General features: G+C 44.0%; 37 protein-coding genes and 1 riboswitch. Of the genes, 14 read left to right on the top strand and 23 right to left on the bottom strand.

Annotation, left to right across the window (positions count from 1 at the left end; all coding sequences use genetic code 11):
• Positions 1–219: 219 nt before the first annotated feature.
• The 6 genes from AC0VXY_RS04800 to AC0VXY_RS04775 all read right to left on the bottom strand — a co-directional run bounded on the left by AC0VXY_RS04800 (position 220) and on the right by AC0VXY_RS04775 (position 3119).
• Positions 220–612 (bottom strand): DUF3021 family protein, encoded by a 393-nt coding sequence (locus tag AC0VXY_RS04800; protein WP_475527113.1) that lies wholly within the window; start codon positions 610–612, stop codon positions 220–222.
• Positions 613–725: 113 nt separating this feature from the next.
• Positions 726–1172, bottom strand: a complete 447-nt coding sequence (locus AC0VXY_RS04795) for a DUF1648 domain-containing protein (protein WP_475527112.1) — start codon at positions 1170–1172, stop codon at positions 726–728.
• 41 nt (positions 1173–1213) lie between these two features.
• A complete protein-coding gene (locus AC0VXY_RS04790) occupies positions 1214–1525 on the bottom strand; it encodes a hypothetical protein (protein ID WP_475527111.1) in 312 nt (103 codons plus the stop codon).
• Complete coding sequence (locus tag AC0VXY_RS04785) at positions 1506–2102, bottom strand: hypothetical protein (RefSeq protein WP_475527110.1); 597 nt, start codon at positions 2100–2102, stop codon at positions 1506–1508. Before AC0VXY_RS04785 ends, AC0VXY_RS04790 begins: the two co-directional genes overlap by 20 nt.
• Positions 2099–2638 carry a GrpB family protein gene (locus tag AC0VXY_RS04780; protein ID WP_475527109.1) on the bottom strand — a complete coding sequence of 180 codons (540 nt, stop codon included), beginning with the start codon at positions 2636–2638 and terminating at the stop codon, positions 2099–2101. Before AC0VXY_RS04780 ends, AC0VXY_RS04785 begins: the two co-directional genes overlap by 4 nt.
• Entirely contained in the window at positions 2628–3119 is a 492-nt protein-coding gene (locus AC0VXY_RS04775) for a GNAT family N-acetyltransferase (protein WP_475527108.1), read from the bottom strand. The genes AC0VXY_RS04780 and AC0VXY_RS04775 overlap by 11 nt, the downstream gene beginning before the upstream one ends.
• 120 nt (positions 3120–3239) lie before the next feature.
• On the opposite strand from AC0VXY_RS04775, the gene AC0VXY_RS04770 reads away from it, so the two are divergent.
• Entirely contained in the window at positions 3240–3734 is a 495-nt protein-coding gene (locus AC0VXY_RS04770) for a hypothetical protein (protein WP_475527107.1), read from the top strand.
• A 167-nt stretch (positions 3735–3901) separates the two neighbouring features.
• Here the strand turns inward: AC0VXY_RS04770 and AC0VXY_RS04765 are convergent, their stop codons facing one another.
• Positions 3902–4075 (bottom strand): hypothetical protein, encoded by a 174-nt coding sequence (locus AC0VXY_RS04765; protein ID WP_475527106.1) that lies wholly within the window; start codon positions 4073–4075, stop codon positions 3902–3904.
• 146 nt (positions 4076–4221) lie between these two features.
• Between AC0VXY_RS04765 and AC0VXY_RS04760 the strand changes: the two genes are divergently transcribed.
• Both AC0VXY_RS04760 and AC0VXY_RS04755 read left to right on the top strand, forming a co-directional pair.
• Complete coding sequence (locus tag AC0VXY_RS04760) at positions 4222–4734, top strand: hypothetical protein (RefSeq protein WP_475527105.1); 513 nt, start codon at positions 4222–4224, stop codon at positions 4732–4734.
• A 13-nt stretch (positions 4735–4747) separates the two neighbouring features.
• Positions 4748–5218 (top strand): GNAT family N-acetyltransferase, encoded by a 471-nt coding sequence (locus AC0VXY_RS04755; protein WP_475527104.1) that lies wholly within the window; start codon positions 4748–4750, stop codon positions 5216–5218.
• A gap of 235 nt (positions 5219–5453) precedes the next feature.
• Here the strand turns inward: AC0VXY_RS04755 and AC0VXY_RS04750 are convergent, their stop codons facing one another.
• The 5 genes from AC0VXY_RS04750 to AC0VXY_RS04730 all read right to left on the bottom strand — a co-directional run bounded on the left by AC0VXY_RS04750 (position 5454) and on the right by AC0VXY_RS04730 (position 10542).
• Positions 5454–6143, bottom strand: a complete 690-nt coding sequence (locus AC0VXY_RS04750; RefSeq protein WP_475527103.1) for an alpha/beta fold hydrolase — start codon at positions 6141–6143, stop codon at positions 5454–5456.
• Between the two features lie 348 nt (positions 6144–6491).
• On the bottom strand, positions 6492–7448 hold the full coding sequence (locus tag AC0VXY_RS04745) for a hypothetical protein (protein WP_475527102.1): 957 nt from the start codon (positions 7446–7448) through the stop codon (positions 6492–6494).
• A 268-nt stretch (positions 7449–7716) separates the two neighbouring features.
• Positions 7717–8220: a DUF3995 domain-containing protein gene (locus AC0VXY_RS04740; protein ID WP_435992897.1), complete on the bottom strand. Its 504-nt coding sequence runs from the start codon at positions 8218–8220 to the stop codon at positions 7717–7719.
• A 596-nt stretch (positions 8221–8816) separates the two neighbouring features.
• Positions 8817–8993 carry a hypothetical protein gene (locus AC0VXY_RS04735; RefSeq protein WP_475527101.1) on the bottom strand — a complete coding sequence of 59 codons (177 nt, stop codon included), beginning with the start codon at positions 8991–8993 and terminating at the stop codon, positions 8817–8819.
• Positions 8994–9288: 295 nt separating this feature from the next.
• Positions 9289–10542 carry an MDR family MFS transporter gene (locus tag AC0VXY_RS04730; protein WP_475527100.1) on the bottom strand — a complete coding sequence of 418 codons (1254 nt, stop codon included), beginning with the start codon at positions 10540–10542 and terminating at the stop codon, positions 9289–9291.
• 99 nt (positions 10543–10641) lie between these two features.
• On the opposite strand from AC0VXY_RS04730, the gene AC0VXY_RS04725 reads away from it, so the two are divergent.
• The 4 genes from AC0VXY_RS04725 (at position 10642) to AC0VXY_RS04710 (ending at position 13770) form a co-directional block, all read left to right on the top strand.
• Entirely contained in the window at positions 10642–12294 is a 1653-nt protein-coding gene (locus AC0VXY_RS04725) for an ABC transporter substrate-binding protein (protein WP_475527099.1), read from the top strand.
• A 132-nt stretch (positions 12295–12426) separates the two neighbouring features.
• Positions 12427–12984 carry a DJ-1/PfpI family protein gene (locus AC0VXY_RS04720; RefSeq protein WP_475527098.1) on the top strand — a complete coding sequence of 186 codons (558 nt, stop codon included), beginning with the start codon at positions 12427–12429 and terminating at the stop codon, positions 12982–12984.
• A 133-nt stretch (positions 12985–13117) separates the two neighbouring features.
• Positions 13118–13468, top strand: coding sequence for a potassium channel family protein (locus tag AC0VXY_RS04715; protein WP_475527097.1), 351 nt, complete (start codon positions 13118–13120; stop codon positions 13466–13468).
• A 20-nt stretch (positions 13469–13488) separates the two neighbouring features.
• On the top strand, positions 13489–13770 hold the full coding sequence (locus AC0VXY_RS04710) for a YkvA family protein (RefSeq protein ID WP_475527096.1): 282 nt from the start codon (positions 13489–13491) through the stop codon (positions 13768–13770).
• 136 nt (positions 13771–13906) lie between these two features.
• Here AC0VXY_RS04710 and AC0VXY_RS04705 read toward each other — a convergent pair whose 3' ends face one another.
• Both AC0VXY_RS04705 and AC0VXY_RS04700 read right to left on the bottom strand, forming a co-directional pair.
• The gene (locus tag AC0VXY_RS04705) at positions 13907–14413 is read right to left on the bottom strand and encodes a GNAT family N-acetyltransferase (RefSeq protein ID WP_475527095.1); all 507 of its coding nucleotides are present in this window, start codon (positions 14411–14413) and stop codon (positions 13907–13909) included.
• Positions 14414–14430: 17 nt separating this feature from the next.
• Positions 14431–14823 carry a hypothetical protein gene (locus AC0VXY_RS04700; protein ID WP_475527094.1) on the bottom strand — a complete coding sequence of 131 codons (393 nt, stop codon included), beginning with the start codon at positions 14821–14823 and terminating at the stop codon, positions 14431–14433.
• A 379-nt stretch (positions 14824–15202) separates the two neighbouring features.
• Between AC0VXY_RS04700 and AC0VXY_RS04695 the strand changes: the two genes are divergently transcribed.
• Both AC0VXY_RS04695 and AC0VXY_RS04690 read left to right on the top strand, forming a co-directional pair.
• Positions 15203–15826 (top strand): HNH endonuclease family protein, encoded by a 624-nt coding sequence (locus tag AC0VXY_RS04695; RefSeq protein ID WP_475527093.1) that lies wholly within the window; start codon positions 15203–15205, stop codon positions 15824–15826.
• Between the two features lie 94 nt (positions 15827–15920).
• Entirely contained in the window at positions 15921–16163 is a 243-nt protein-coding gene (locus AC0VXY_RS04690) for a hypothetical protein (RefSeq protein WP_475527092.1), read from the top strand.
• Between the two features lie 73 nt (positions 16164–16236).
• Here the strand turns inward: AC0VXY_RS04690 and AC0VXY_RS04685 are convergent, their stop codons facing one another.
• Positions 16237–16617, bottom strand: coding sequence for a VOC family protein (locus tag AC0VXY_RS04685; RefSeq protein ID WP_435992916.1), 381 nt, complete (start codon positions 16615–16617; stop codon positions 16237–16239).
• A gap of 249 nt (positions 16618–16866) precedes the next feature.
• Between AC0VXY_RS04685 and AC0VXY_RS04680 the strand changes: the two genes are divergently transcribed.
• Positions 16867–17229 carry a VOC family protein gene (locus AC0VXY_RS04680; RefSeq protein ID WP_475527091.1) on the top strand — a complete coding sequence of 121 codons (363 nt, stop codon included), beginning with the start codon at positions 16867–16869 and terminating at the stop codon, positions 17227–17229.
• 40 nt (positions 17230–17269) lie between these two features.
• Here AC0VXY_RS04680 and AC0VXY_RS04675 read toward each other — a convergent pair whose 3' ends face one another.
• Positions 17270–18283: an HAAS signaling domain-containing protein gene (locus AC0VXY_RS04675; protein WP_475527090.1), complete on the bottom strand. Its 1014-nt coding sequence runs from the start codon at positions 18281–18283 to the stop codon at positions 17270–17272.
• Positions 18280–18621 carry a PadR family transcriptional regulator gene (locus AC0VXY_RS04670; protein ID WP_475527089.1) on the bottom strand — a complete coding sequence of 114 codons (342 nt, stop codon included), beginning with the start codon at positions 18619–18621 and terminating at the stop codon, positions 18280–18282. Before AC0VXY_RS04670 ends, AC0VXY_RS04675 begins: the two co-directional genes overlap by 4 nt.
• 277 nt (positions 18622–18898) lie before the next feature.
• Here AC0VXY_RS04670 and AC0VXY_RS04665 point away from each other — a divergent pair, with 277 nt between their 5' ends.
• A complete protein-coding gene (locus AC0VXY_RS04665) occupies positions 18899–19081 on the top strand; it encodes a CsbD family protein (protein WP_435992924.1) in 183 nt (60 codons plus the stop codon).
• Positions 19082–19127: 46 nt separating this feature from the next.
• On the opposite strand, the gene add is transcribed toward AC0VXY_RS04665, so the two are convergent.
• Positions 19128–20144: an adenosine deaminase gene (gene add / locus AC0VXY_RS04660; RefSeq protein WP_475527088.1), complete on the bottom strand. Its 1017-nt coding sequence runs from the start codon at positions 20142–20144 to the stop codon at positions 19128–19130.
• A gap of 50 nt (positions 20145–20194) precedes the next feature.
• Positions 20195–20294: riboswitch (purine riboswitch) on the bottom strand.
• Positions 20295–20470: 176 nt separating this feature from the next.
• Here add and AC0VXY_RS04655 point away from each other — a divergent pair.
• Complete coding sequence (locus tag AC0VXY_RS04655) at positions 20471–21193, top strand: hypothetical protein (RefSeq protein WP_475527087.1); 723 nt, start codon at positions 20471–20473, stop codon at positions 21191–21193.
• A 225-nt stretch (positions 21194–21418) separates the two neighbouring features.
• Here the strand turns inward: AC0VXY_RS04655 and AC0VXY_RS04650 are convergent, their stop codons facing one another.
• Together AC0VXY_RS04650 and AC0VXY_RS04645 are read right to left on the bottom strand one after the other, a co-directional pair.
• Positions 21419–21766 (bottom strand): DUF5412 family protein, encoded by a 348-nt coding sequence (locus AC0VXY_RS04650; RefSeq protein ID WP_475527086.1) that lies wholly within the window; start codon positions 21764–21766, stop codon positions 21419–21421.
• A gap of 140 nt (positions 21767–21906) precedes the next feature.
• Positions 21907–22350, bottom strand: a complete 444-nt coding sequence (locus AC0VXY_RS04645; protein WP_475527085.1) for a GNAT family N-acetyltransferase — start codon at positions 22348–22350, stop codon at positions 21907–21909.
• A gap of 171 nt (positions 22351–22521) precedes the next feature.
• Here AC0VXY_RS04645 and AC0VXY_RS04640 point away from each other — a divergent pair, with 171 nt between their 5' ends.
• On the top strand, positions 22522–23532 hold the full coding sequence (locus tag AC0VXY_RS04640) for a DUF3231 family protein (RefSeq protein ID WP_475527084.1): 1011 nt from the start codon (positions 22522–22524) through the stop codon (positions 23530–23532).
• Between the two features lie 9 nt (positions 23533–23541).
• On the top strand, positions 23542–24009 hold the full coding sequence (locus AC0VXY_RS04635) for a hypothetical protein (protein ID WP_475527083.1): 468 nt from the start codon (positions 23542–23544) through the stop codon (positions 24007–24009).
• A 161-nt stretch (positions 24010–24170) separates the two neighbouring features.
• Here the strand turns inward: AC0VXY_RS04635 and AC0VXY_RS04630 are convergent, their stop codons facing one another.
• Genes AC0VXY_RS04630 through AC0VXY_RS04620 form a run of 3 tightly spaced genes read right to left on the bottom strand, consistent with a single transcriptional unit; the run spans position 24171 to position 26275 of the window.
• Positions 24171–24452, bottom strand: coding sequence for a cupin domain-containing protein (locus tag AC0VXY_RS04630; RefSeq protein WP_475527082.1), 282 nt, complete (start codon positions 24450–24452; stop codon positions 24171–24173).
• A 36-nt stretch (positions 24453–24488) separates the two neighbouring features.
• Entirely contained in the window at positions 24489–25778 is a 1290-nt protein-coding gene (locus AC0VXY_RS04625; RefSeq protein ID WP_475527081.1) for a TRAP transporter large permease, read from the bottom strand.
• A complete protein-coding gene (locus AC0VXY_RS04620) occupies positions 25775–26275 on the bottom strand; it encodes a TRAP transporter small permease (protein ID WP_475527080.1) in 501 nt (166 codons plus the stop codon). The genes AC0VXY_RS04625 and AC0VXY_RS04620 overlap by 4 nt, the downstream gene beginning before the upstream one ends.
• Positions 26276–26296: the final 21 nt, after the last annotated feature.

Below are 26296 nucleotides of genomic sequence, written 5' to 3'. Positions count from 1 at the left end.
TAGCAGAATCAGGGTTTCTTCCTTTTAGGAAGCAGAGGAACTGTCCACGTGCTTCTATAAAATAAGGTTATATATGAATCATGCGGGAATGGGACTATTCGTGCGGGATAAAGCATAATCATGCAGCTCACAAAAAAATCATGCCGGATTCAGATTATTCATGCGGGAAATCCAATAATCATGCCGCCCTGTCGGATTTTCTTTATTAGATCTACTATTCTATTCGCCCTGCTTCCTTATATACAGCCGATTCCGCCATTTAAAAATAAAATATGTAGTCAAAAATAAGATCAGCCCCATTTCATTAAAAAGGAAATATACGCTCACTAAATCCCTAAATGAATCAATTGGATAAGTACCACCCAGGAGTAACGTCGGGAAAACAGTAAGCAGCATGACCACATAATGTACCGCAATCTGTTGGATGAAGCTCCATCGTTCCACTTCATAAATCACGCTTGCCACCCCGAGGAAAAAAGCGATCAGACCGTAAAATAAGAGACTCTTTGAAATCGCTGATCCCCCTTCGAATTGCGTCCATATCAGCGAAGTGACGGTGAAAAGAATAAACGGGATGAGACCTCTAATTAATCCTTTTTTTAGTAGATTCATCGATTTCCTCTCTCTTCTTAAAAGTATTGAAGCATAGTGAAGCATGGGGACGGTTCTCTTGCTTCCAAAACCACCGGGACAGGTACCGTGGCTCTTTATACTAATTTCATCTATTAATACTTCAACATTGCCGCCCAGAACAAATGATACATTGGTGCAAAAAAACATATAGCCATTAGCATGATTGCAATTGAATATGGCAAACCCGACTCCATTCCCACTGCATTTCTCAGAGTTGCTTCGTTAGCACATACAAAGACTAGAGAGCCAAGATACTGAATGACCGCCATTCCCTTTTCAGCCTTCACATATTGTATTTGTCTGTTTTCCTCTGTTAAATTCACATAGTTCAACTTCTCTGGCTTTTTGACTACTAAACCAATAAGAAACCAGATTACTAAACTTACAGCAGGCATGATAAACAGAAAGTATCTTGACCCCCAATGATCAGGCTTTCCTTTACTAAAATGAATAGGGATTGTATTCGGAATCTCTGACCACAGGGAAAACAAATGAAATACATGATAAATAAGAATAGTAGTTGAGATGATTACTAGCATCCATTTAAACGTCTCTGTTCTCCCCTCACCCGCCCCCAGCATTATTTATATAGAAAAAATTGAATTCCCTGCCAAACCAGGATACCCAACCCAGCAATGACAAAGACAATGTTAGCAATCATCGACTTCTTATTATCTTTCCTTCTATCTTCAACCGCATCAAACAAACCTTTAAAGGTCCAAAAAAGAATCATCACAGACCACCCAATGCGGTCATTAAAAGGATCTTCATCAAATAAATACCTTATAAAAATGAACAGGATGATAACCAAAGAGATGTCCCGAAGAGTATTCCATATTTTCACTGAAGCTTCTTTCTTCAATAAAATCCTTCTATCCACTAATCTTCCCAATCAATTCCACAACCTCTTGTTCATCCCCCGCATCAACCGAAACCTTCTCCGTATCATCCACAATCCCTTGCGTATACTCTTCCATCGACTCCTCTATCTGTTCACTGCTCGGCCAGTGTGATGGCACATCGTACACATTGATCGTGCCGTCTCCGTTGCCGCTATACGTGACGGTTCCATCTGCCATTGCTTTGCCGCTTAACACGATGACGTCTTCTGGATACGCGACGCTGGTGTCATCATAAGGATTCAGCTGCTCTCCGGCTGAAATCTGTCGGACGTTCAGTTCTTCAACGTCTCCATTCCCGATCACCTGCAGCCAGACGCGGGCGTATTCGATTTTTTCTGAAGGGTATGTAGAAAGTGGATCTTCCTTAGTATCCGATTGATCTTGGGACGTTGCTTCTACTAAATCTACTGTATCAACTTCTTCTTCCGTTTCTCCTGATGCAACTTCCCCGCTCTCGCTTTCCTGTTCGGGCTGTGCCTGTTCCACCACTTGTTGCTTTCCACCGCTGCAGGCCATTAAAAGGAATCCTATGGCGAGTATCATGATCATCAGTATGTTTTTCTTCATTTTCCTTCCCCCAATACTCTTTCTATAAATGTTGCTTTCCCTTCCGAATACGCTTCGCGGTCGTCAGGAAATTGGTTTGCCAGACTTTTTTTCAGTTCTGCGTATTTTTCCCTCAAAGTAGGGTGCCCGTTCAACTGGTCCCTGAATAACCGCTGCTGGTCCCACCTCAGTTCCCCTTCCAGCATGAGATGTAAATGGGCGGCACGCCTATCATTTTCAACCTTGATAAAAAATCTTCTCCACGGACGGTTATCAAGCTCCACCGGCACATAATGCCAATCATCCTCAGCAAGCTTTCCCGCGACCTCTTCCACTTCATCAAAGGACGGAATCTTCGCCATCACATCAATGATCGGTTTTGCCGGAAGGTCGCGGATCGACGTGCTTCCCACATGCTCGACTTCCTTGACACCAAAGGGACTTAAACGCTGCATGAGTTCCTGTACCTCTGCTCTTCCCGCATCGATCCAGTCCGGATTTGGAGGAACGACCTCTATCGATTCCACAGCCCATTTTGGCCAGTGACTATTTTTCATAACCCGTCACACCCTTCTCCAGTTCAATCTCATCCCGAATCGGAATCCCGTTATTCCCGATCATCGGAATCTCAGGCTTTAGCCGTCTCGCTTTCTCCACGGCATCCCGGTTGATAGTCGATATCCTGAAGCCTCTCTTTTGGTAAAATTTCAGCGCCAGCAGATTGTCATTCGTCGTAATCAGTGTGATGCGTCTACACCCGTTCTCCGCAGCCACCTTTTCTACTTCTTCCATAAGCGAGGTGCCAATCCCCTTTTTTTCTTCCAAACTATCAAGTGAAATAATCTCGCATTCGGCATCTTTAAACACATATGTAATCAAGCCAATGACTACCAGATTTCTATTCAAAACGGCAAAGCCATCTAAATCAGCACAGTCATAAACCCCGCTTGAAATAACCATCTTCGCACTTCCCCAATGCTGGTTAAAAAAAGCGGTGATCTTCTCTCTCGGTAATTTTTCTAGTGATAATATGTTCATTCGTTCTCTCCCCTTTTTCAGGCACTCTACTGCAAGATACCATAAATTTAATTGTAAAAAAAGGAAAATAAGAGATATTTTATGGTAAAATAGGGGTATTTCAAAGAGGCGGTGATATCGTTGAATCGTCTTGTTTTATCCTTCTTACTGATTACTTGTTTCGTATTGAGTGGATGCAGGGTGATTATTTTCGCCCCAACAGAAAAAGCCCAATTCAACTTCACGATGGACGCACACGTATACGTAAAGCGCGCCAAGCTCCTCGTCCGAACAGAAACCACCCTTCCACCAGAGACGCCTCTAACCATCACAATCCAACCATACTCGGACAATCATCTTTTGGGGAAAATACAATCCTATAAAGTAGACCCAGAGCATGAGAATGTCGCGGAAACAACCGTCTTCGTGGATAAAGATGGAAAGGTTAAACCCGCAGTAATCGACAGGCCAGACCCTACTAAGAGATATAGGATAAAAATCTCTGCAGACATGATGGTGAAGTACATGAATCTCATGAAAATCGAAGACCCTGATGGTATCGGAGCCAATCTTACCTTTTTGTCTATGGAAGAAATAAAGGAACGTTATCAGACGGCTGTTCGGGTGAAAAAATAGAAAAGGGTGCGTGCCCCCGGAACGACAAATGTTCCAGGGGTACGCACCACTAAACAGCTAACGATCTTTTGAGACTCCAACATGAACAGCCTCCAACAACAACTAGAGATTATTTAAAACCATATCTTAATGTACTGGTTTTGAAAATCTATAAAACTCACTGCCTGTTAAAAAGAAAGACTCTGAAACAGCGAAACCGTCAAAACCAGCGTGAGCAATGACCCTGACGCCGTTGAAATAATGATGATTCGGTTATTCTGATGTCGTTCAGGTTTTTGAAACTCGTGAATGGCGACAAGCCAGGTCACCGTCGTAAGTAAGGCGATGATTCCAGTGGACATAGGCATATCTCCTTTTCGATCACTATACTTGAAGATATCATAGATTTAATTGTAAAAAAAGGAAAATAAATGAATCAATATGATAAAATGGATGAGCATTGTTACCGCTTCCTCTATTTTAAAATATCTAAGGAGCAATGAGGCTATTGACAAAGTTACGATTCCTTATTTTAGTGATGAGCGCAGTCTTACTGGCAGGCTGTAATGACCAAGACCTGAATCTAACGGATGGCGGCAAACAGATCACACAGCAGATCGATGAGGCGATTTCTCATTATATTGTCCAAAAGTACGCCACCTCCTACAACGGCACAGAAAAGCAGTTTGAAGTCCATAAAGTCTATGGAACGAGCGAAAAGGATGGGTTCCTGAGTATCTATATGTGGTCGTATTACGGTGGATTCAACCAAGCCAACGGTTTAGAGGCCCAATCCGGACATTCACTGCCTGCCGTGATCCGCTTAAAACAAGATGGCGGCACCTATTCGGTCATCGACTATACAGAACCACAAGACGGCAGTATGTACCAGTCCTCCCTGGAAAAAATGTTCCCGGCGAAATACATCAAATCCGCTCAGCGGGACATTGGGAATGTCGGGGGACTAGAAAAAGAGATGAATAAAAAAGTGAAAGCATGGCTTAAAAAGCCGGAATCCTAAGGGGGAAATGAACATGGAACTGACCATCAGAAGACGGACACAGGAAGATATCCACGAATTCATCACGTGGACGTATGAAGGCATCTATTCGTTTTATAATAATAATAGCCAAAAAGAAAAAATCGAAGGATTGAAAGAGAGCGTCCATTTGGAAAGAGCCTTTTCCGTCGTTGACGAGAACGAAAATCTTGTAGGAAATTGTGAGTTTTATGATGTGGAAGAAGACGGGGAAACCATCCTGGTCCTCGGGGTTCAGATGAAGCCATCCATGACAGGAAAGGGACACGGCCAGGCCTTTGTACAAGCAATCATAGAACAAGGCAGGGAACGGCTGAAGTTCTCCCATTTGGAATTGGCCGTCGCGGATTTCAATGAACGGGCGATCAGAACGTATGAGAAAGAGGGATTCAGAAAACGGGGATCATTCGAAAATGAGATAAGGGGAGAAAACTATCAATTTAGTATTATGGCGAAGGATTTTTGAAAAAATAAGGGTCAGGCTTAAAGGCCAGACCCCCATCTCCTCAAGTAACAGTAGAATCTTCCTCATAAAGAAAAGGCGATCCACTTTGCTGCAATCGCCATGCTTAATACCAGTTATTTCAAAACGAAACATTTTTACACAATACTTGATAACATTAAATAAGACGCTATCCTTGTTTCAGATAAGCGCCCGTTTGTTTGTTATGAATTAGGCTAGCAGTGATAGCGTTGGAAATTCATGAATTAAGAAAACTTTTTACGGCGGCTAAGAAGGCTGGTAAATTATCATCATGCACAAAGTGCCCGGCATCTTCTATCGTCACCAGTTCGCAATTCGGTATAAGCTCAGAAACTTCCTGCAATTTGTTTTGAGCAATATGACTGGACCCACCGCCTATAATAAGAGTCGGCATAATAATGTCCGAAAGACGCTCCCACCATTCGGGATTAGGTTCATTAAGTTGCTGTAGAATTGAAGGCACTACCAGCCAATCAAACGGTAGGGGATCAGAAGGTTTGGAAGGAACTTCGAACGTCTTATCTGGAACAGGAGGAGGAGTGTCTTCAACAATCAACCTTTCTATTCTTGACGGATATGTTTCCGCGAAAAGATAGGATACTGTTCCTCCCATGGAATGACCAATTAGCGTAAACCGTTCCAATTTCATAGCATTCGCAAAATGAAGCAAGTCATCGGACATCAGTTCAAAAGTGTATGTACTAGTTCTCGCACTCCCACCGTGCCCCCGTTGATCTAAAGCTAAAACTCGGTATTTTTCTCCTAATACAGCAGCAACTTGATCCCATGTTTCTGCACTTGTCCCCAGCGCGTGAAGTGCAACAAGTGGTGGGGCAGAAGGTTCTCCACTCTCGCGATATTGAAAAGTGAGTCCATTCAGTTCAATTTGATACACCCGTGTTTCCATCTCTGATCATCTCCTAGGGTAGGTATTATTATATCAAACCCGATTTATTTAATCTCTGTACCTATATATTCAGCGAACGTGTGAATATTCCTTTTTAAACTCTTTTTCCCGTTAGTTAAATATTCTCTGCTCATCTTGAACTATATAGCCCATAAATTAAACTAGACGCATTTCTTATTAGAGAAATGCGCCCTTTAAAAGAAGACTCGATTTAAAGATAATCTTCACAGACATTAATAACGATCTTCAGTTATTGCCCTCTTACATATCCTAGTGACAGGGTTCTTGGTTTAACTATTTTTATGGGTAATTCATTTCCGTGGTTCTGTGTAACCAACTTCAGTTGGACTAATCTCGAAGGGCTCGACGGCGCTCGTGCAGCACCAGCAGGATAATCATCCCCATTATTACACCTAAGACGATGCCGGCCTGAGTGGTCAACAACCACGCCAAAGGATACTCTGGGGAGGGTGGCGCATCAAGTCGAACTGAAGATAAGGCGGAATAGAGGTTGTTGGAGAACAACGCTCCCGATGAAATCCATGCCGCTGCCATAGGCGGTAGAAACCACCTCGAACCACGACGCGATGCTACCACCAGTATGCCCCACGCACCTGCAAAGGACCACACACCTATACTCAATGACAGCACGTGCCACCACACATCGCGTTCACCCATGATTGCCGGGTCGATGCCGAAAGAGCCGCCTACCGCCCAAAACACCTTGATGACACCAAGCAGAATACAGCCGGCAGCGACGATCCTAGCCAAGATGATCTGTAGTTGTCGAGTATTTCCCGGCAACTCCTTGTAGTCGGTTGTGCCACTCAGCGCCTCTGGCCAACGTGCCTTTGCATACCCCGCCAAAGCAAGCGGCAGGAAGATGCCGATCCCGAAAAGTGAGATCATGACGAAGATCTGCTCGTATACCCAGAAGTCGGCGGCACCTGCCTCTTGATCCCGGATCATAGCTGCAGGGCCCAGAAATGGTGCAATCAACACCATGGGAACGAGGAAACCGGTACCAACCCAAATGGGTAGAGCAACCAACCACGCAGGTAGCCGCTCCCCCCACGGCCTGCAGAACGCCAGTGCAAGAAGGATACCAATAGCAGCGAGAACGGCGGTTACTGCGTTTACAATGCGCCAGCTGGCGTCACTCATTTGCTCGGTTGGAAGGAAGAGACCGAAAGTCCACACGATTTTGATCAGCAGGTAAGGTGTTACTGCTATTGCGGCACCATAACCGCAGATTCTACGCAACCTCATCAATCTTGTGGCCTGCCTCTCTGCACTAATAGTCACCTTCTCATCTCCTCTACAAGTTCTAACTCGCTTTGCTTCAAAATTATTTATTCACTCCTACCCTAATGCCTTTAACGCTTTTAAACCTTTCACATACAACTTTCAAGCACTTTATATTTCAAAGACTCATATTAGTGCCTTCCTTACATAACATAGTTACTCTAGATTATCGAATAAAATATCATAACTCTAAATTAACTTCGATTTTCGTTTGAGTAATCCCTTCCTTAATTCCATTAAATTGCCCTTTAATGGAATAACTGTAGGTTCACCTCATATTTATCTCATTCTGTATTATTTTTCTCCCATTATTGGAGGTATTAATGTAAAGAAAAGCAAGAAGTCCATACAAGATACCTCCTAACAAGAAAAACGGTTCAACTATTATTAATAGTAAAGAAAGTGGTTCTGCTTCCAACAAGCTTTGAATTATCCCTGCACCACCGCGCAAACCCAATACCACACACGCTCCCCATGCTGAAGTGAGCAATAACCAGGATGGAAACCTTCGTCCCCATGCTTGAACAAATGCAAGTGCAGTAAAAGCAGCAATTACACATAGGGCAATTGCAACCAGATTAATGATGAATAACACTTCGCTCATCGTCCTGCCTTCAAATCCTAAAGTGCCTCCTACAGCCCAGTAAATGTGGATTAACCCGAATAGAGTCGACCAAACAAACGCTGCATAACCAGTAAAAACCAACCAACTCCCTTTTTTGTCCAGAGGATGACGTTCATTATTTTTTTTGATTGTAATAACTCCTTTCATTATGAGGGATAACAGAACTCTCTTTAAAATACGTATAGTTTTTTATATTGTTTCATTCAATAATTTGTTAAGTTCAATTAAATTTTTCTGAATATCCAGATTATACTTGTGCATTTGTACAATCAGTTACTGCATTATATGGCCAGTTTGTTAAATAAGAAGATTATTTAAACTTAAAAAGCAAAAAAAAAATTCCGAGTTGGCACAAAGTTGGCACGACACTAATTTACACACAAAAAAGCCTCGGTATAAACCTTTGACGCTTCATTTCTGGTCCGTATTTTAATGGTATTGCATCTGGATTTACGGCTTTTTACTTATCAAATTTCTTGCCGTCGATGATTACACCAATATTTGGGATAGGCTCTGTTCCTTTGTCGTAGAACAGATGCTTAGAGCTCCCTCTCTTCCACAAAACACGTATTTGCAAAATCCTTAATTGCTTTGTTATTGGTAGGATTCTTCTTACCTAATCTAAATGAAGTTTAGTGGTTTTCTTTTGTGTCGTCATCTTGGAGTTGGGCATTGCGCATTTTCGAGAGCCCGAACCAAACTCCGCAGATAGCTAGTCCTATTATGGAAACCCATAAAGCCATTCAATACCCAAATCCATCGGCTATTCCCCCGCCTAGTGGACCTTCCAATCCCATGGCAAAACCGTAATGGAATTGACCTATCACAACCATTATCAGTGCATTTGTCTGCAGATTATCTTGGATAGCTGGTGTGCTAGGACAATCAGAATTATCGGTGGAATATACAGAATTCGTCAAAAAGTCAAGACTCCTCCAATACCCCATCGCTGACCTGCCCGAGTGGAGAGCGATCTTCCAAGTACAGCACCAATACCTGCGGCAGAGAATACAAGCCCAAGGATTTACCTGGATCCATATTTCAACTGGGCCGGTAACAGCGTTAGATTAAAATGCACATTGAAATCGTCTATAATCCGTGGGGACACACGGTACATCTTTCTTCGGTAGATCATTATGATTCCTCCTCTCCTTTATTGAGGGACGGACCTCCCTCACCTTATTTTGAATGAAACGATTTAGATGTCCGTCCCTCTTACTTCCCTCCACTCATACCCAATACCTTCGCCTTCACCCAGCTCCCGCCAAATAATCCCGTGTAAACAAGGACGGTGCCAAGCATGACGATGAATCCGATATAGACACTCATCATCGTTGGCATCAGGAAGGCACCGATGATGATGGTGGATCGTGCGACAAGGTCCGCTCCGCTGAAGGACAGGTTGGAGAATGCGGAGTAGGATCCCCGCTTGTCGCTCGGGATCATGTTCGCCTGCTCTGCATTGCGGATCGGCGAGTAGATGAGCTCTCCCATGGTCGCGATCAGATTGAAGGCGATCAGGACGTACCACGTGTTGGCGGATGTGACGGTCACATAGCCAATGCCGTACAGGATCAACCCGATCAATAAAGCGTGCTTTTTATTTAGCTTATCTGTATAACGATTGATGATGAACGTCAGGCACACAACGAGCAGCATGTTCTCGATGTTCAGGATACTGAGCATCCTCACCCCGACAATTTCGAAACTCCCGATGTTCACCGCCTTGAAGGTTTCTGCCAGCCTGATCCCGATATAGCTGTTCAGGGAAAATTCCGCTGCGAAAATGAAGGTGGACCCTGCCACCACTTTTACAAACGCGGAGTCCCTGAAGGCAATCCGGTAATTATTGACGAGATCGACGAACACATTTTCATGTTTTTTCTGAAGCTGATCTTTAAAATGGTCCTGAAGCCAGATTCCATACGCAATCGGAATCGTTGTCGACGTGAAGGTCAGCATCATGAATAATTCTGTTTGATGGTTCAAGTACAGCAGTCCCCCAAGGGCGGCCCCGATCGCCATACTCAAATTGACCAGCCAGTAATCCAGCGCGTAGACAGCTTTCCGGTTCTCCGGAGTCGTCGAGTCGATGATGATCGCATGCATCGCCGGGCGTCCCAGGCTGCTTGTGATGATGAATCCGATATACGCACCTGCGAACAGCAGGATCAAGTTATCTTCCGGAAAAAGACTCACCGTCATGATGAAAAAGAACAGTGCGTTCAGCCAGGACGTCGTCAGCAGGACTTTTTTCCGGGGAAAGCGGTCCGAAATGTATCCCCCGACGAGATTGACACAGAATCCGATCACCACGGTGACGATCAGGAAGATCCCTGCCCAGATTTTATTCAGTTCCTGTGCAAAGAACAGCGCCATGAACGGCATGACGGCGGATGAAACGGCACGATTGAAGAATGAGGTGATCATCCGTACTTTAATGTTTTGAGGTAATTCCTTCCACTTCATGTTGTTCCCCCTCCTCTATTTACTGTATAGTAAACTAGACGGAACATTATAAAAATAGACATTTTTCAAATTGATGTCCCCTTTTAGGAGGGAAAACATATGGAGAACAAATTACTCACCCTTTGGAGGTACTATCCCTCAGGCAGCATCCGCGTGGAAGAAATCTCCGAAACCCTGCAATTAAGCCATAAACAGACCTCCCGCTATTTGAAAAAATGGGATAAAGAAGGCTGGATCGCTTTCACCCCGGGACGCGGACGGGGAAATGTCTCGACACTCCAGTGGAAGAAAGATGTGGAGGATGCGTTCGAAGAAGAAGTCGAGAAGCTCATGGAAGAGGAACCGATCGAGCAGAGCAGCAAGTATCTCATGTACAACTGGTCCACCGATAGCAAGATGAGGCTGATGAATACTTTTCACAGCAAGCTCGGATTTGTGAAGGAGTCCAAGGACAAGCTGATCGTGCCGAAGCGATATCCCTTTTTCTCGATCCATCCCTTGGAGGCAGCCGACGTCATGAGCGCCCATCTCGTGGCAAACGTATTCAACCGTCTTGTCTCCATCACAGAAAAAGGAGACATCCTGCCGGAACTCGCTCACAGCTGGGACGTGTCCCCCAGTAAACTTCGACTCTATCTAAAAAAGGATGTCCGGTACCACGACGGCTCCATCCTGACGGCTAAAGATGTCGTTCAGTGTCTCGAACAGCTTCGGACCTGCCCTCACTACCAGGAACTGTGGGCTCCTATTGAAATGATCGAGGTAAAAGCCCCCCTCATCATTGACATCCACCATCCTGGAGGCTGCAGTTACACCCTCCCCATGCTCAGCATGATGTGCGCAAGCATCTATAAAGAATCCAAGGGACGGACCTTCGGGACAGGGTGCTTCTCCCTTGAAGAAAATACCGAGTCCAAGACGACCCTCGCTGCCTTTAAAGAACACTTCCAGGAAAGGCCGCTCCTTGACGCAGTCGAATTTGTCCAGGTGCCGATAGACTTCAAGGGAATCTATCACTCTCATCTAGAAGAGAGTCAGTCTTCGTCCGTCGAAGTCGAGAGTGACTCAGGATTCGGGATTATCGTCATGAATGCCGTCCCCGGGCGAGATTCCCAGATTCAGAGAAAAGAAGTGCGGGATTATCTGCATTGGGTGATCGCGAAAAACCGACACACCCTCCGTGACCTCGATCCTCGCATGACACCAAATGGCAAGAGCATTCTCGTCGGCCAGGATCAAGGCATGACGATCCCGGAAGTTGACCGTTCCCTGTTCCCCGAGCCCCTCGTGATCCGCTGTGCCAATCATACAGCGAAAACAACCGAGTGGCTTGTGAAGATTCTTGAAAAAGAAGGGATACCCGTTGACGTACAGTGGTTTTCCTTTGCCGACACGCTGACGAGGCATCCGGAGACCTTGGATGTGGATCTTTTCATACACGGGGAGATATTTGAATCGAATCAGGATTTTTCGTTTTATCATTTTTTGAAAAACGGTTATTCCCCTCTTAATGGACTATTCGAAAAAAAAGGCATCTGGAATTCACTCCTGGACGAATATCGGCATACGCCATTTGAGGACTGGACGTCGTTGAATATGAACTTAGAAAACTTACTGATGAAAGAATCGATCATGATTCCACTTTACTATGAGAAACGCTACATCCCTTTTTCGACGGATATTATGAATATCGAAATCAAGCATTTTGGGTATGTGGACTTTGCCAAGCTGTGGGTGCGGCCGGAGATATAGGAGGAAGCGGGGGGGACCGTTCTTGTGCTCCCTCAGAAAATAGTTAAATAATCCCAAACCAATCATTACTTCTGATAATATAAGCTTAGGAAGTTTTTTTCAGAAAATCTTTGTAAGGAAGGGGTTGAGTCTATGAAAGCTTTATTCTTGTTATATGATCACTATGTGGATTGGGAAATCAGTCCATTATCGTACATCTTCAGTGTAACCAATGTGGAGATCGAGACGGCAGCACTCCAAGAGGAAGTGACCCATAGCGGTAAATTCAGAATCAGAGTCGATCGGACCTTGAACGAGTGCCGAGTGAGCGATTATGACATATTAGTCATCCCCGGCGGAGACCCTGAACCACTTTTAGAGGAAGAAGCATTACTGAATCTAATCCGAGAATTCGATCATGAAAACAAGTGGATCGCTGCCATTTGTGGAGCTTCCACCCTACTAGGGAAGAGCTCAGTATTGAGAAACAGGCAGTATTCCACTTCCATTGATATTTCTGAATTCCCTTCCTGTTTCGATCCGGGGTATCAAAGTCAAGCCGATACCACAGTTTGTGAAAACCTCATCACGGCAGAAGGCAGCGCCTATGTTGAGTTTGCGGTTGAGGTTGGAAAGCAGCTGGGGCTCTTTAAAGATCGGGAAGATGAGTTGGAAACCGTGTTGTTTTTTAAAAATCAGCTCAGGGGATAGAAAGTGATGGCCATGGTGATATATTTGCCGTGGCTTTTTTTCAGTGTCTTCCCATCCCCTCTCAACAGACTCTTCTCAACCCATCCCTCCATCTGTTATGCTATCAAAAAAACAGAATTTCAAAGGAGTCACCATGATTTCATTCTTTCTCACACTAAAACGGCTGCTCAAAGCCCTATGGCAGGCCTTTAAGCTAAAAAACTTCCAGGTTCTTTTTACATTGGTGTTAGTCCTGTTGTTCTCAGGAACGACCTTTTATGTGAAGCAGGAAGGGCTGTCTGTGATCGACGCTCTTTATTTTTGCGTGGTGACCTTGAGCACCATCGGGCATCCAAGCTTCGAACCTCAAACGACATTCGGCAAGATATTCACCATGATTTATATTTTTGGCGGGAACGGGGTTTTCATTGGGATGATCGGGTATGTGGCGTATGCGATGATTCAGAAACCGGAAAAGTTGAAAAGGAATGGTAATAGGGAGTAGCATTCCTTGGGAGGTCTCCTATGAATACCTTATCGAAACTAAAGAACTATGCCAAAACCGTAAAGCAGGATCTTATCGTGCTTTATCTATCCTATAAAGATCCAAGAACCCCTCTGTATGCAAAAATTTTGGCCATGTGCGTCGTAGCCTATGCTTTCAGTCCCATCGATTTGATCCCTGATTTCATTCCGATCATCGGGTATCTTGATGATGTGATCCTGGTTCCCCTGGGAATCATCGTCACCCTGAAATTGATCCCGTCCGAAGTACTCAAGGAGAAAACGGGAACAGGCAAGACATAGGGTGAAAAGCGACAAACATAAGAACTGGTTTGTAGGAGCTGTTTTTATCATTATTTGGATTCTATTAGCTGTATGGATAGGGAGACTGTTGTTTGTGTAGTGTTTTGGGAAGCACGGGGACGGTTCCCGTGCTTCCTCAAATGACACGACAATACCTCAATGACCGATACTCCCCCTCCTCATTTCCATAAACAGGCTGTTCGCTCTCATAAACAAATCCCCTCGCTTCATAGAACGGAATCCCTTTCTCGTTCCCTTTTTGCACAGACACCCACTGCTTTTCGGCATGGAATTCTTCCTTCTGCTGCTGGGTGATCGCATCCAGCAATCGAGTCCCGATGCCTTCATTGCGCCTCGAAGGATCCAAGTATAAAACATACACTTCTCCCTCAGTCTCATTCATCATCCCGCCTCCACCAGCACCAATGACCTTATCGTTTTCAACAGCGACAAAATAGCCACCCCACTCCCGGCTCGATGTGGTCACTTCTTTCAGGATTCGTTCGTCATTATAGAACTCTTTTATCACTTTCTCTATATAATTTTCAGAATAAATATTGCGGTACGTCGCCCAATAACCATCGGAGCAGACTTTTTTTATCCCTTTTACATGATCCTCGTTTGCCTTCAGAATATGTATCATGATCTATCCTCCAATTTCTATTTCAATAATAACTGTACGATTGTATCCGTTTGTTTCTGCTTGATTTTGTAATAATCTTCATTACGATCACTCGAAATCAATGTTTCATTTGTGTCGAAACCTTCGTGAATACATAACACTTCCTTATCCTCTTTGTATTCCAGTTTAATTTTGTATGTAGGTTCTACGGCAAGCTTATAGCGCGTATTGGATATTTTATTCGACCGATTAAGAATTCCCGTAACGGTCGAGATGATCTCGTGATCGGTAACCGGTTCAGCGCCCTCAAATGATTCATCGTATTCTTGAATCGTTATGCTTTTCACACCAGAGAAGCCGTTGTATAGCATGGAATAGCTTATAAAACCAAATAGAATGACGAAAATGATAGTCATTATGATTCTTTTCATTTAACCCCTCCTGGCAGACGCCTTATATCCAATTATTTCAAATCCACTCTTGCATATCCACTTATTTCTCACTACTTCCCCCAAAGATGACGTCCATATAGTGATAATTACACAGACTGAAATCAATTTTTATGAAGAAATGATCCTGAAGGAACAGGAAGAAAGATCCAACTTGCTAATGAGACCCTGATTTACAAAATATTAACTTGTTGAAGCTTATTTCATCCCCTATCATTTATGGTAGAAGCGAACACAACTTATGCAAAATCCTCAATAAGAATCCTTTCTCACCGCCTGAGTTCATTGTTTTACTATTAACATGCCATTCTCTGAGGGAATGACATGTTGATATAAAAAAATACATACAGGAGGCATCCCCATGCTAAAGAAATCATTGTTGTTTGTCGTTGGTTTACTTCTCTCATTCGCTCTATTCCTGCCCTCGGCACTGGCATTCCCGCCCGGTACACCATCCAAGTCCACGGCCCAATCTCAATTGAACGCGTTGACTGTAAAAACGGAAGGCTCTATGACCGGATACTCCCGTGATAAGTTTCCCCATTGGATTGGCCAGGGGAACGGATGTGACACACGCCAGCTCGTCTTGCAGCGTGACGCTGACAGCTACAGTGGCAGCTGCCCGGTGACATCTGGTTCATGGTACAGTTATTACGACGGAGTCACATTCAACGATCCATCCGACCTTGACATCGATCACGTTGTCCCTCTTGCAGAAGCATGGCGCTCCGGAGCCAGCAGTTGGACGACGGCTAAGCGCGAAGACTTCGCAAATGATCTGAGCGGTCCCCAACTGATCGCCGTCAGCGCAAGCTCCAACCGCTCCAAAGGAGACCAGGATCCATCCACATGGCAGCCACCGCGTACCGCCGCAGCCTGCGGTTACTCCAAATGGTGGATCAGCACGAAATACAAATGGGGCCTAAGCCTCCAATCTTCAGAAAAAACCGCCCTTCAAGGCATGCTAAACAGCTGTATTTACTGATTGAGGGAAGCACGGGGGGAGCACGGGGACGGTTCTCGTGCTCCCTTTTCATTCAACATTGATTAAATCCACACATCGAAAGGGAGGAATGCATATGGAAAAGAAATCAACAGTTTTCACGGCAACACACGGGGTCATGACGTCTGAAGTAGGCGTGATCAGTGGAGAACTTGAGTTGGTGACAACATGTGATGAAGATGGTGTGCTACAGCTTTCTATCACCTACGTTGGGGCCGAGGAATGGTATTCGCTACCCGGGGAGGAGTATCGCTTACATGATGTCCGGGATCATGAGATTGTTCATAAGATGCTTGTTGCTGTGTTGGAGCGACCTTAAAAAGGAAGCACGGGGACGGTTCCTGTGCTTCCTTTCCTGATTGAGAAGAAGCAACAGAACCGTCCCCATGCTTCTACTTCCTCTCCATCACCGCAAAATAATTTTCTTCATGATCGGCAAAGTTAAATACTCTTCCCCCAGGCATGTCGACGATTTCCCCGATTGTGACCTTCTTATTGGATAAACCGCTATATAACTCATCGAATTGGTCTGTGAAAAACATCAAAGAAGGAGTACCCAGATTTAAACCAGGTGACATTTTGGCCACGAATTCCTTGTTATGAAGAATGATGCTGGTTTCAGCCTCTTTCGTCGGGGCCACTTCAATCCATCTCATTCCCTGACCGTTATCTTCCTCAGCCTTCACTGTAAATCCTACTTTTTCCGTCCAAAAATCCACTGCCTTATCTTGGTCATTGACGTATAACATGACTTGACCGACTTTATGAATCATTGATTGCTCCACTCCTCATGATTATATTAGGAACCCATTGTAGTATTCTCCAGAGAATCCTTGACTCCTTCTCTTTTTCTAACTTTATTTCTTAAGCCAAATGAAGGTTTCAATTTCTTTTAAACAAAATATATATCCATAATAAGTAAATCTTATCATACATAATAAAGTAATCGTCATTTACTTATTAAAATGGGAGAGATAGGATTGGATTAAGGTTAAGTTCCACTCACATTAGGGGGAGATACTATGATTCTAGGTCTACACCACGTACAGATCACGATTCCAAAAGGTTCTGAAAAAGAAGGGAAAGACTTCTATTGCGGTCTTCTCGAATTACCTGAAATTGAAAAACCCGACTCACTAAAAGGTCGGGGAGGGTTTTGGTTAAAAGTCGGAGACAGAGATGTTCACGTCGGCACGGAAGATGGGGTCGACCGTTCCAAAACGAAAGCCCATTTGGCTTACCAGGTTGATAATATCTCAACTTGGAGAAATGTGCTAGAGAAAAATAACATTCAAATCCTTGAAGGGATCCCGATACCCGGATTCGAACGTTTCGAGTTCAGGGACCCCTTTGGGAACCGCGTGGAAATGATTCAAGCGGTTTGAGGGAGAAGCGCGGGGACGGTTCTCGCGCTTCCTATTTCAATCAAATGGAAGCAGCAGAACCGTCCCCATGCTTCCAGGCTTTTTTAAATCCATCATAGCTGTTGGTCACAGCCGCGATTAGTAACGCAACGGATATGGTCAGGTAGAGCCACTGGAAGTTGAAGGAGCCGTCAAACAGTTCCTGGATCCGATCTGTGAATCCCGCATTCAGCAACTCCATATTCCTGAACATAAACATAAAGGCTAGAACAGGAATGAACTGATAGACTGCATTCACAATCGCAAGCTTCTTGGTCCAGACCCCCGCTTTCCATTTTCTAAAAAGCAGATGAAGTTCCAAGCCGATCAGGAACACGACCAACGGCCAATACCCGATGAGCACATCCTGATGAAAGAACGGAGTGAATTCTCTTCCGCTGTCAGTCTTTTCATACAATCCGACGATACTTGACGCTTTAAAGTAACCGGTTGCCCAGATGATCGTCCAGGCCAAGCCTCCGAAAATCTCAAATTTGGAAATTCGTTTTTCTTTCGGGATATACGGGATGTCTTTCAGGTCATCAGGCGTCCATTCTTTCCCTTTCATGGTAATCGGAAGCTGACTGTCCGAGGTAACGGTCCGCTCAATGACGGCAAAGGTAAGGGTCAGCCAAAAGAATACCTGCATGGCTGTTCCAATCGCCTCGACAACCCCATTTCCTGCAATAGACAAAAACACCTCCATGGGATTTGATTCCCCTGAATAGTTTAAAACGGATGTTACGGCCAACACGATGAACGTGATTGCTACGGAAAGTGGGAGAATGATTTTCAATAGCGTCAAATACAGATCATAATATCTTGGCCCGATCAAATACATCGGCCGGTCTTGATAATTCGAGGCAAGCACAGCAGGATTCCCGAGTGAAGTCAGTACCTCTCTCACATCATCTTCTGTGTAATCATCAGGCAACATGTCTTCAATCGTCGATTTCAATTCCAAGGCAATATCATCCCGGTTCTTCTCCGGAAGCCTTCTCATCACTTCTTGAATATAGAGTTCAACAAGCTTCATCCTTCCTCATCCCCTTTTAATAAAATGGCCAATTCCCCGGACATCTTTTCCCATTCTGCCTTTAATTGTCCGAGAATATCAGTGCCGTATTCACTCAGTACATAATATCTCCTCGGCCTGCTTTCCGCCCGGTCCCAGCTGCTCGTGACCAGTTCCTGCTTCTCCAACCGGCGCAGCAGTGGATACAGTGTACTCTGTTCCATCGAAATCCCGCTTTTCTCAAGCAACTGGACAAGTGAATATCCATACTGCGGTGTCCGCAATTGACTTAATACCGCCAGTGTCAATGTCCCCCTCCGCAATTCCGTCGTCAAGGATGTCAGCAGTGACTTATCCATAGGTTCACCTCTTTGCTTAATAAATACTGTGTGTCGTACACTATATGCTTTATACTATGTATCATACACTATAGACGTGCAGAAAAGAATGTTTTTTTTTGAGAAGCAAGGGGACGGTTCTCGTGCTTCCTTTTTGGTTAGAAAAGAAGAAGCAGAACCGGCCCCCAAGTACATCATTTACAAATTCCCACAATTTCCCGACTACCTTTTAGTTTATTTCTATTCCTATTGGATAATGAATAATAAGAATAAAACTATAGAAATGAGGTAGTGAGAAATGAGCGAAAATCATGATCAAGTAAAGGGAAAGCGAAACCAGGCAAAGGGAGATTTGAAGAAGGGCTTAGGCAAACTTACAAACGACGATTCTAAAATTGCGGAAGGCGAACGCGATAAGGATAAAGGGAAGCTTCAAGAAAAAGTTGGAGATGTGAAAGAATCTTTTAAGAAGAGTTGGTAACGGCAGTCAGGAAGCGCGGGGTCTTTTCCCGCGCTTCTTTTCTTTCTCAAAAGGAAGCAATAGAACCGTCCCCTTGCTTCCCCCTCAACTCCTCCTTCACTTCATCACTCACAAAAGCAGCCTCCACACTATTCATATAAATCTCCCGATAGTCTTCCTCACTCATCGCAAATTCACCCCATACCAACTCACATTCCTTCGTCATTGTGGTATCCGATACCGTTCTGTTGTCTGTATTAATGGTGATCTTGATTCCGTCCCTGTGAAAATTGTAAAGCGGGTGATCCTGGAACTCTTTTACCGCTTTCGTTTGGACATTACTCGTCGGACAGATTTCAAGCACGATCCCCTTATCCTTTACAACCTGATACGCTTCCGGACAGTTTGTAATATAGACGCCGTGTCCGATTCGTTCGGCACCTAGCCATTCAACAGCCTCGAGCACATTTCTACCGATTCCCGTTTCACCAGCGTGGATCGTGACTCTGTAGCCATATTCTCTCGCCAATGCGATCGGCTCGATGAATTTCCCGCAAAACCCCTTTTCTTCAGAGGCACATAAATCAATGGCGACGACTCCTTTCCCGAGGAAATCCTTCCCCTTTTCCACGACCTCAAAGGCACTTTCCGGCGACATCGTTCTCATACAGCACAGAATGATATTCCCTTTAATATCGAATTGTTCTTCAGCCTCTTTCATTCCTTCAATGACACTTCCAATGATTTCTTCGACCGATAATCCTTTCCGCGTATGAAGCAACGGGGCAAACCGCACCTCCATATATTTCACGTTTTCACCCGCTGCATCTTCATAAAGCTCAAAGGTGATTCTCTTTAAATTTTCTCTCGACTGCATCACGTCATTAGGGATCGAGAATTTCTCCAAGTATTCATCCAATGATTCGCAGTCCAAAGGGGCAATGAGTTCCCCTCGCATCTCTTCTCTATCAAATGAAGGTAGATCGATACCGTCCTTCTTTGCTAAATCAATAATTGTCTCAGGTCTCACACTCCCATCCAGATGGCAGTGCAGTTCAATCTTTGGCATAGTAGAATAATTCATGTTTAACCTCCTCAATTTTCATAAAAAAAATCCTGATTACGAAGAAAATACAATAACAGTACCTTCTTCGTAATCAGGATTTTTTGGTTCCTGGTAGAGACCTCCAAACCATATTATTGGAGTTATACGAAAGTGAAAATCGTATGTGGTTTTTTATAACGATAATAAACTTCTGTTGGAATGTCAAGGGAAGCGGGGGGACGGTTCTCGTGCTTCCTTTTAGGTCAGGATGGAAGCACGAGAACCGTCCCTGCGCTTCCCTCCCAAAAATATGGGTAGTATCCTCAAATTATTTCCACTATAATAATGTGAAGGAGGTGAGAAAAATGGACAAGCAAATCGTGAACATGCTAACTGATATTCAACAGAACATGAAGGAGTTAAATCTAAACTATAAAGAGCTAAATCATAAGATGCAAGGGCTCGATCATAAAATGCAAGGGCTTGAAGGTAATGTACAAGGACTCGACCATAAAATGCAAGGACTTGAAGGTAATGTACAAGGGCTCGATGATAAAATGCAAGGGCTTGAGGGTAGTGTACAAGGGCTCGATGATAAAATGCAAGGGCTTGAGGGTAGTGTACAAGGGCTCGATGATAAAATGCAAGGGCTTGAGGGTAGTGTACAAGGACTCGACCATAAAATGCAAGGGCTTGAAGGTAGTGTACAAGGGCTCGACCATAAAATGCAAGGACTTGAAGGTAATGTACAAGGGCTCGATCATAAAATGCAAGGGCTTGAAGGTAATGTACAAGGGCTCGACCATAAAATGCAAGGGCTTGAGGGTAATGTACAAGGGCTCGACCATAAAATGCAAGGGCTTGAGGGTAATGTACAAGGGCTCGCGGGTAATATGAGAGAGTTAGGGAGTGACGTAAAAGAAATAAAGGAAACGGTCAACAGAATTGAAACCTCACAAACAGAAGATGTCATTGCTCTGTTAAAAGTGGGCAACCAGCGCTCTGAAACAGATTTTCGTTATTTAAATACAAGAATCACTGATATCGACAAGCGGGTTTTCACCCTTGAAAATCGTGCTGAAGGGTAATGGTCCTTTCTCGATAAAATGATGATGGTTACCCATTCTTACTCTTCGTTTCCTCTCACCATGACCCACACTTTTTGCTTCGTTTTTTCTTTTATAGAATTTCCATCAATGAACGGAACCTGACCTTATGTGGTCAGGTTCCGTTTTTTAAGCGGGGAGCGGGATTTGAGCGCGATGTCGATGACCTCATTTTCTAGTGAAATAACAACCGTCCCCACTCTACCCTTATGGATGTCTGTAATCATACTTTCCATCAGGTATATTAATTTCTCCGGCCGTCTCTTTATATTGCCAATAGATATGTTTGGAGTCTGTATTTTTTTCATTTGAAAATAAAACACCAAGGACGGCATAATTCACCGTAGCTCCTCCGTTATTCAAGTACGTTCGCACTGTGTAGGCACCGCTTGGTGATGTTTTTTCAGAGATGAGTTCCCCCGGCTCAATTCTTTCAATATTGTAAAATGCCCAATGAACTATGTAACCAAAAACGCAAAAGACCATAATGAAAACAAAAGATAAAGATATTAAAACAGGATGTCTTATAAAGAATGATGAAAAACGCTTAAACAAACATACCCCTCCTATGATCCATTTACAAAAATTGTATCACATAGATGAGAAGCAGGGGACGGTTCATAACCTACTTTTTGGTGAACCAAATGCGTTTTCACCTTGTAAAATAAAAAAGTAGAGCGAGAAACGTCCCCACCCTACCCCTGCAAAATCATATCAACATGAGGAATCCCATCATCCAGATAAGTTTCCGTTACCACCCTGAATCCAAATGATCCATAGAACTCCCGCAAATATTCCTGAGCCTGGATCTTCACCGTTTGTTCTCCCCACTCATCATGAATGAAAGCCAATCCTCTTTTAACCAGCTCGCTTGCGAACCCTCTTCCGCGAAATTCTTCCTTCACGAGGATTCTCCCGATGGAAGGTTCTTTGTAGGAAACACCCGCAGGCAAAAGTCTGGCATAAGCAACCACCTCACCGTTTTCTTCCTTATAAAGATGAAAAGAATGCCGATCTTTCCCATCGACTTCCAGGTAGGCGCATTCCTGTTCGACTACAAATACCTCGGTCCTTACTTGTAAAATTTCGTAAAGCTCGTGGGTGGATAGTTCATTAAAGTTCTTTACCTTCCAGCTCATGATATGGGACACCTCTACTGTATTATTTTGATCATTTGAGCGAGCCACCGGGACAGGCAGCTCGGTCCATTTTTTTATTGTACCATGGAAGCATAAGGAATCTATTTAGGTACTCATTAAACAAGATCCATTGGGATAAACTACTTATGACCAATTACTGGAGGTATGTAAATGGAAATCAACAGTCACCACACTAAGATAAGTGCATCAGAACTCGCAAACCTTTGGACACAATATGTGAATGATAGCTTAGCACACTGTATGTTTCGTCATTTCCTTCATTATGTTCAAGACCCGGATATTACTCAGGTGCTTGAATATGCCTTTGAACTTACGGAAAGACACCGTCAAAAGGCTGGAGACTTTCTAACAACAGAAGGGTATCCCATACCGATAGGATTTACAGATGAGGATGTTACCGTTGATGCCCCTCCTTTATTTACAGATACCTATATCATTGTTTATCTCCATATCATGGCTATTCACGGACTCACCAGATATGCTGGCGCATTAGGCAATGTCATTCGGGAAGATCAGAGGGAATATTTTATCGGGGTTATAAAGGAAACGTTGGAATTGTATGATAGGTCCACTAAAGTCCTTACACATAAAGGGATTATTGGCAAACCACCTACTTTTAACAATCACCAAAAAGTTGAGTTTATAAAGAAACAAAAATTCATGACGGGTTGGTTAGGGAAACGCAGACCGATAAGTGCAGTAGAACTAAGCGGTACCTATCTGAATTTGCAGAAAACAATGGTGAAGACTGTCCTTGAATTAGGATTCAGTCAAGTGGCTAAATCGAAAAAAGTCAGGAATTACATGGAACGGTCCAGGCAGCTATGTAATGACCACTTCAAAGTATTATCTTCTATGTTAACCGAAGATAATTTACATGTTCCAAGGACCTATGAGACGGAGGTGACTGATTCAACAACTCCACCATTTTCTGACAAACTGATGTTGTTTCATGTCACGGCATTACTCTCTTCTGCCATTGGTTATTACGGTGAGGCAATGTCGGTAAGCCAACGAATGGATCTGGCGGCGAGTTACGCTAAAATGATTGCAGAAATTGGACTGTTAGCTGAAGACGGCATGAATCTCCTAATAGAAAAAGAGTGGATGGAACAGCCCCCTCTGGCAACAGATCATAGTGACTTGGCAAAAAACAAATGATGTATAGAGATGAAAAAAAAAGATAAAATCATTGAGAGTATATTATGGAGTATAGCCCTGCCTGGATTTCCACAATTATTAAATGGACGGCTTGTCAAAGGAATTCTCTTTATTGGATTGGAATTTGTAATTAACGTGATGGCAAACTTCAATGAAATAATCCGCTTGAGTTTCATTGGAAATATTGAAGATGCAGTATCACATACAAATTATCAGTGGCTTATGTTTTATCCCTGTTTATACTTCTTCGCGATGTGGGATGCCTTTAAAGACGCTGGTGGGGGAGAAAAACCTTACTCCTATCTTCCATTCGTCAGTTCCGCATTTCTTGTGACAGTCGGAATTATGTACTCAGCACAAGCGAAAATTTCCGGAATACTATTGGGATCAGTTTGGTTTCCCATGTTCTGTGTCATTCCTGGATTAATAATTGGATTCTCTTTAAAAATACTATTAAACAAAGCAAAGATAGATTGAGAAGGAAGTATGGGGACGGTTCTCGTGCTTCCTTTTTGAGCAAAGCGGAGCAACAGAACCGTCCCCGTGCTTCCCTTTTTGGTCAAGGCAAGTAACAGAATCGCCATAAAAACCACAAAAAAAGCCTCACTCCCAAACATGGAGTGAAGCTCACCTCTACTTTATCCCTGTAGCAAATCCTTCCGAATCGGCGAAAACATATCCAGAATCACACATTCCTGGAGCACCTTCACCCGATGCTGAATGCTCGATGGGATATACTGCGTATCCCCCTGTTTCAGGATTCGCTTTTCTCCATCAACTTCGAATTCCACTTGCCCTTTTTCAATGAAGCTTAATTGTTCTTCCGGATGCTGGTCGACATCACCGACGAATCCTTCAGAGAGTTCCACCTTTACGAGCATCATGGAGCCTTCACTGCTTAACACTTCTCTTTTTACCATTGCGATCGACTCTCCTTTTTATATCCAGGCAGCTCATTAGAATAAGCCTGGGTTAATTAATTTCGGAAGGTAGAATGCCACTTCCGGTAAAAATGCGACGAATAACAAGACAACAAGGACAATCAATATATACGGCATGACGGCAGAGAAGGATTTCTCAATGCTGAGATTGCCTATTTTCGCTGCCAGTAAGAGACATAACCCGTAAGGAGGGGTGACGAGTCCGATGGCGAGCGTCATAACCACGATCAGTCCAAGATGTACCGGCTCCATTCCGAATAGATTGGCTGTCGGCAGGATGACCGGGACGAATAAGATCATGGCCGGAATCGCGTCCATGAACGTACCGATAAATAGGAAGAATGCGATGATGATCAAGATGAAGACCCACTCTGTCCCAACGTTATTCACGAAGAATTCCTGCGCTTTCACCGATAATTGATAATAGCTCATCAACTCTCCCAGTGCACTTGCAGCAGCAAGGGCAAAAAGGGACAGCGAGCTTAGTGCCAATGTGTCTTTGATGATCTTTGGAAGATCCGATAGTTTCAATGTTTTATAGAAAAACATACAAATCAATAATGTGTACAAGCACGCAACGGCTGCGGCTTCCGTCGGGGTGAAAAACCCTGAGATGATTCCACCGATAATGATGATCGGCGTGACCAGAGCCGGCACCGTTTCATAAACCAGTTTGAAAAATTCGCTGAATGTCGCGCGTTTCGATCTTGGATACCCCTTTTTCAATGCCATGATATAAATGAAGAGCATCATGCCAAGCCCGATCAGGACACCGGGAACGATTCCACCGAGGAATAATGCACCAACCGAGGCATTCGTCAATCCGGCGAAGATGATCATCGGTATACTCGGCGGGATGATGACGCCGATCGTGGAAGATGCTGCCGTCACACCTACTGCCGTTTCCGTATCGTATCCCTGCTTTTTCATGTTCGGGATCAGGATTTTCCCGACACCGGCTGTATCAGCCTGTGCTGCTCCCGAGACTCCGGCAAAAATCATCGAGACGAGGATATTCGCGTGAGCAAGACCACCCCTGATATGACCGACCATCGTCAATGAAAGATCGATAAGCTTTTGTGAAATCTTTCCGTGGTTCATCAGATTGGCAGCCAATATGAATAACGGCACTGCCAGCAGGACAAACGAGTCAATCCCGTTCAGCATCTTCATCGGGACTGTCACTTCAGGAATATAAGGAACCGTGAAAATACCAAGGAGAGCAATGATACCGATGACAAAGGCAATCGGTACACCGATCAGCATCAAAATGAGAAATAATCCAACCAATCCTATACCAATCATGCCTGTGCCCCCCTTCCTTTAAGCGCTTTGATATTGGTGACTAATTGACCCCCGGAGTAGATCATCATGGTCGCTCCCATGATTGGGATGGAAATCCATACATATCCCATCTTCAATTCAGGGATGGAGGTCCAATTATAGTTCCAGAAATTCTGTACAGTTTCAATTCCATAGTAGAAAAGAGCAAATGAGAACATTAAAATAACCGCATCAATCACAATCAGTAATGACACTTTCGACTTCCCTTGAAGCTTCCCGATCAGAAAGTCGAAGCTGAAGTGTTCCCTTTTGCTTACCATGACGGATGCCCCCATAAAGACTGACCAAATGAACGAATAGTTGGCCACCTCTTCTGTCCAGATGACAGAAATCCCAAGATGTCTGGTGACGATTTGAACCATGATGGCCGCAAAGAAGATAAGTAAGAAAATAGCACCGATGGTCATTTGAATTTTTTCAAGAGCCTTAATCATCGTGATCGTCTTCCCCCTTTTCACAAGTAAAGGGAAGAACAGATC

The organism is Rossellomorea sp. QJM3NY_18, from assembly GCF_056173145.1.
Note: the sequence above shows the minus strand (reverse complement) of the source record. Positions and strands in the feature narration are given on the sequence as shown.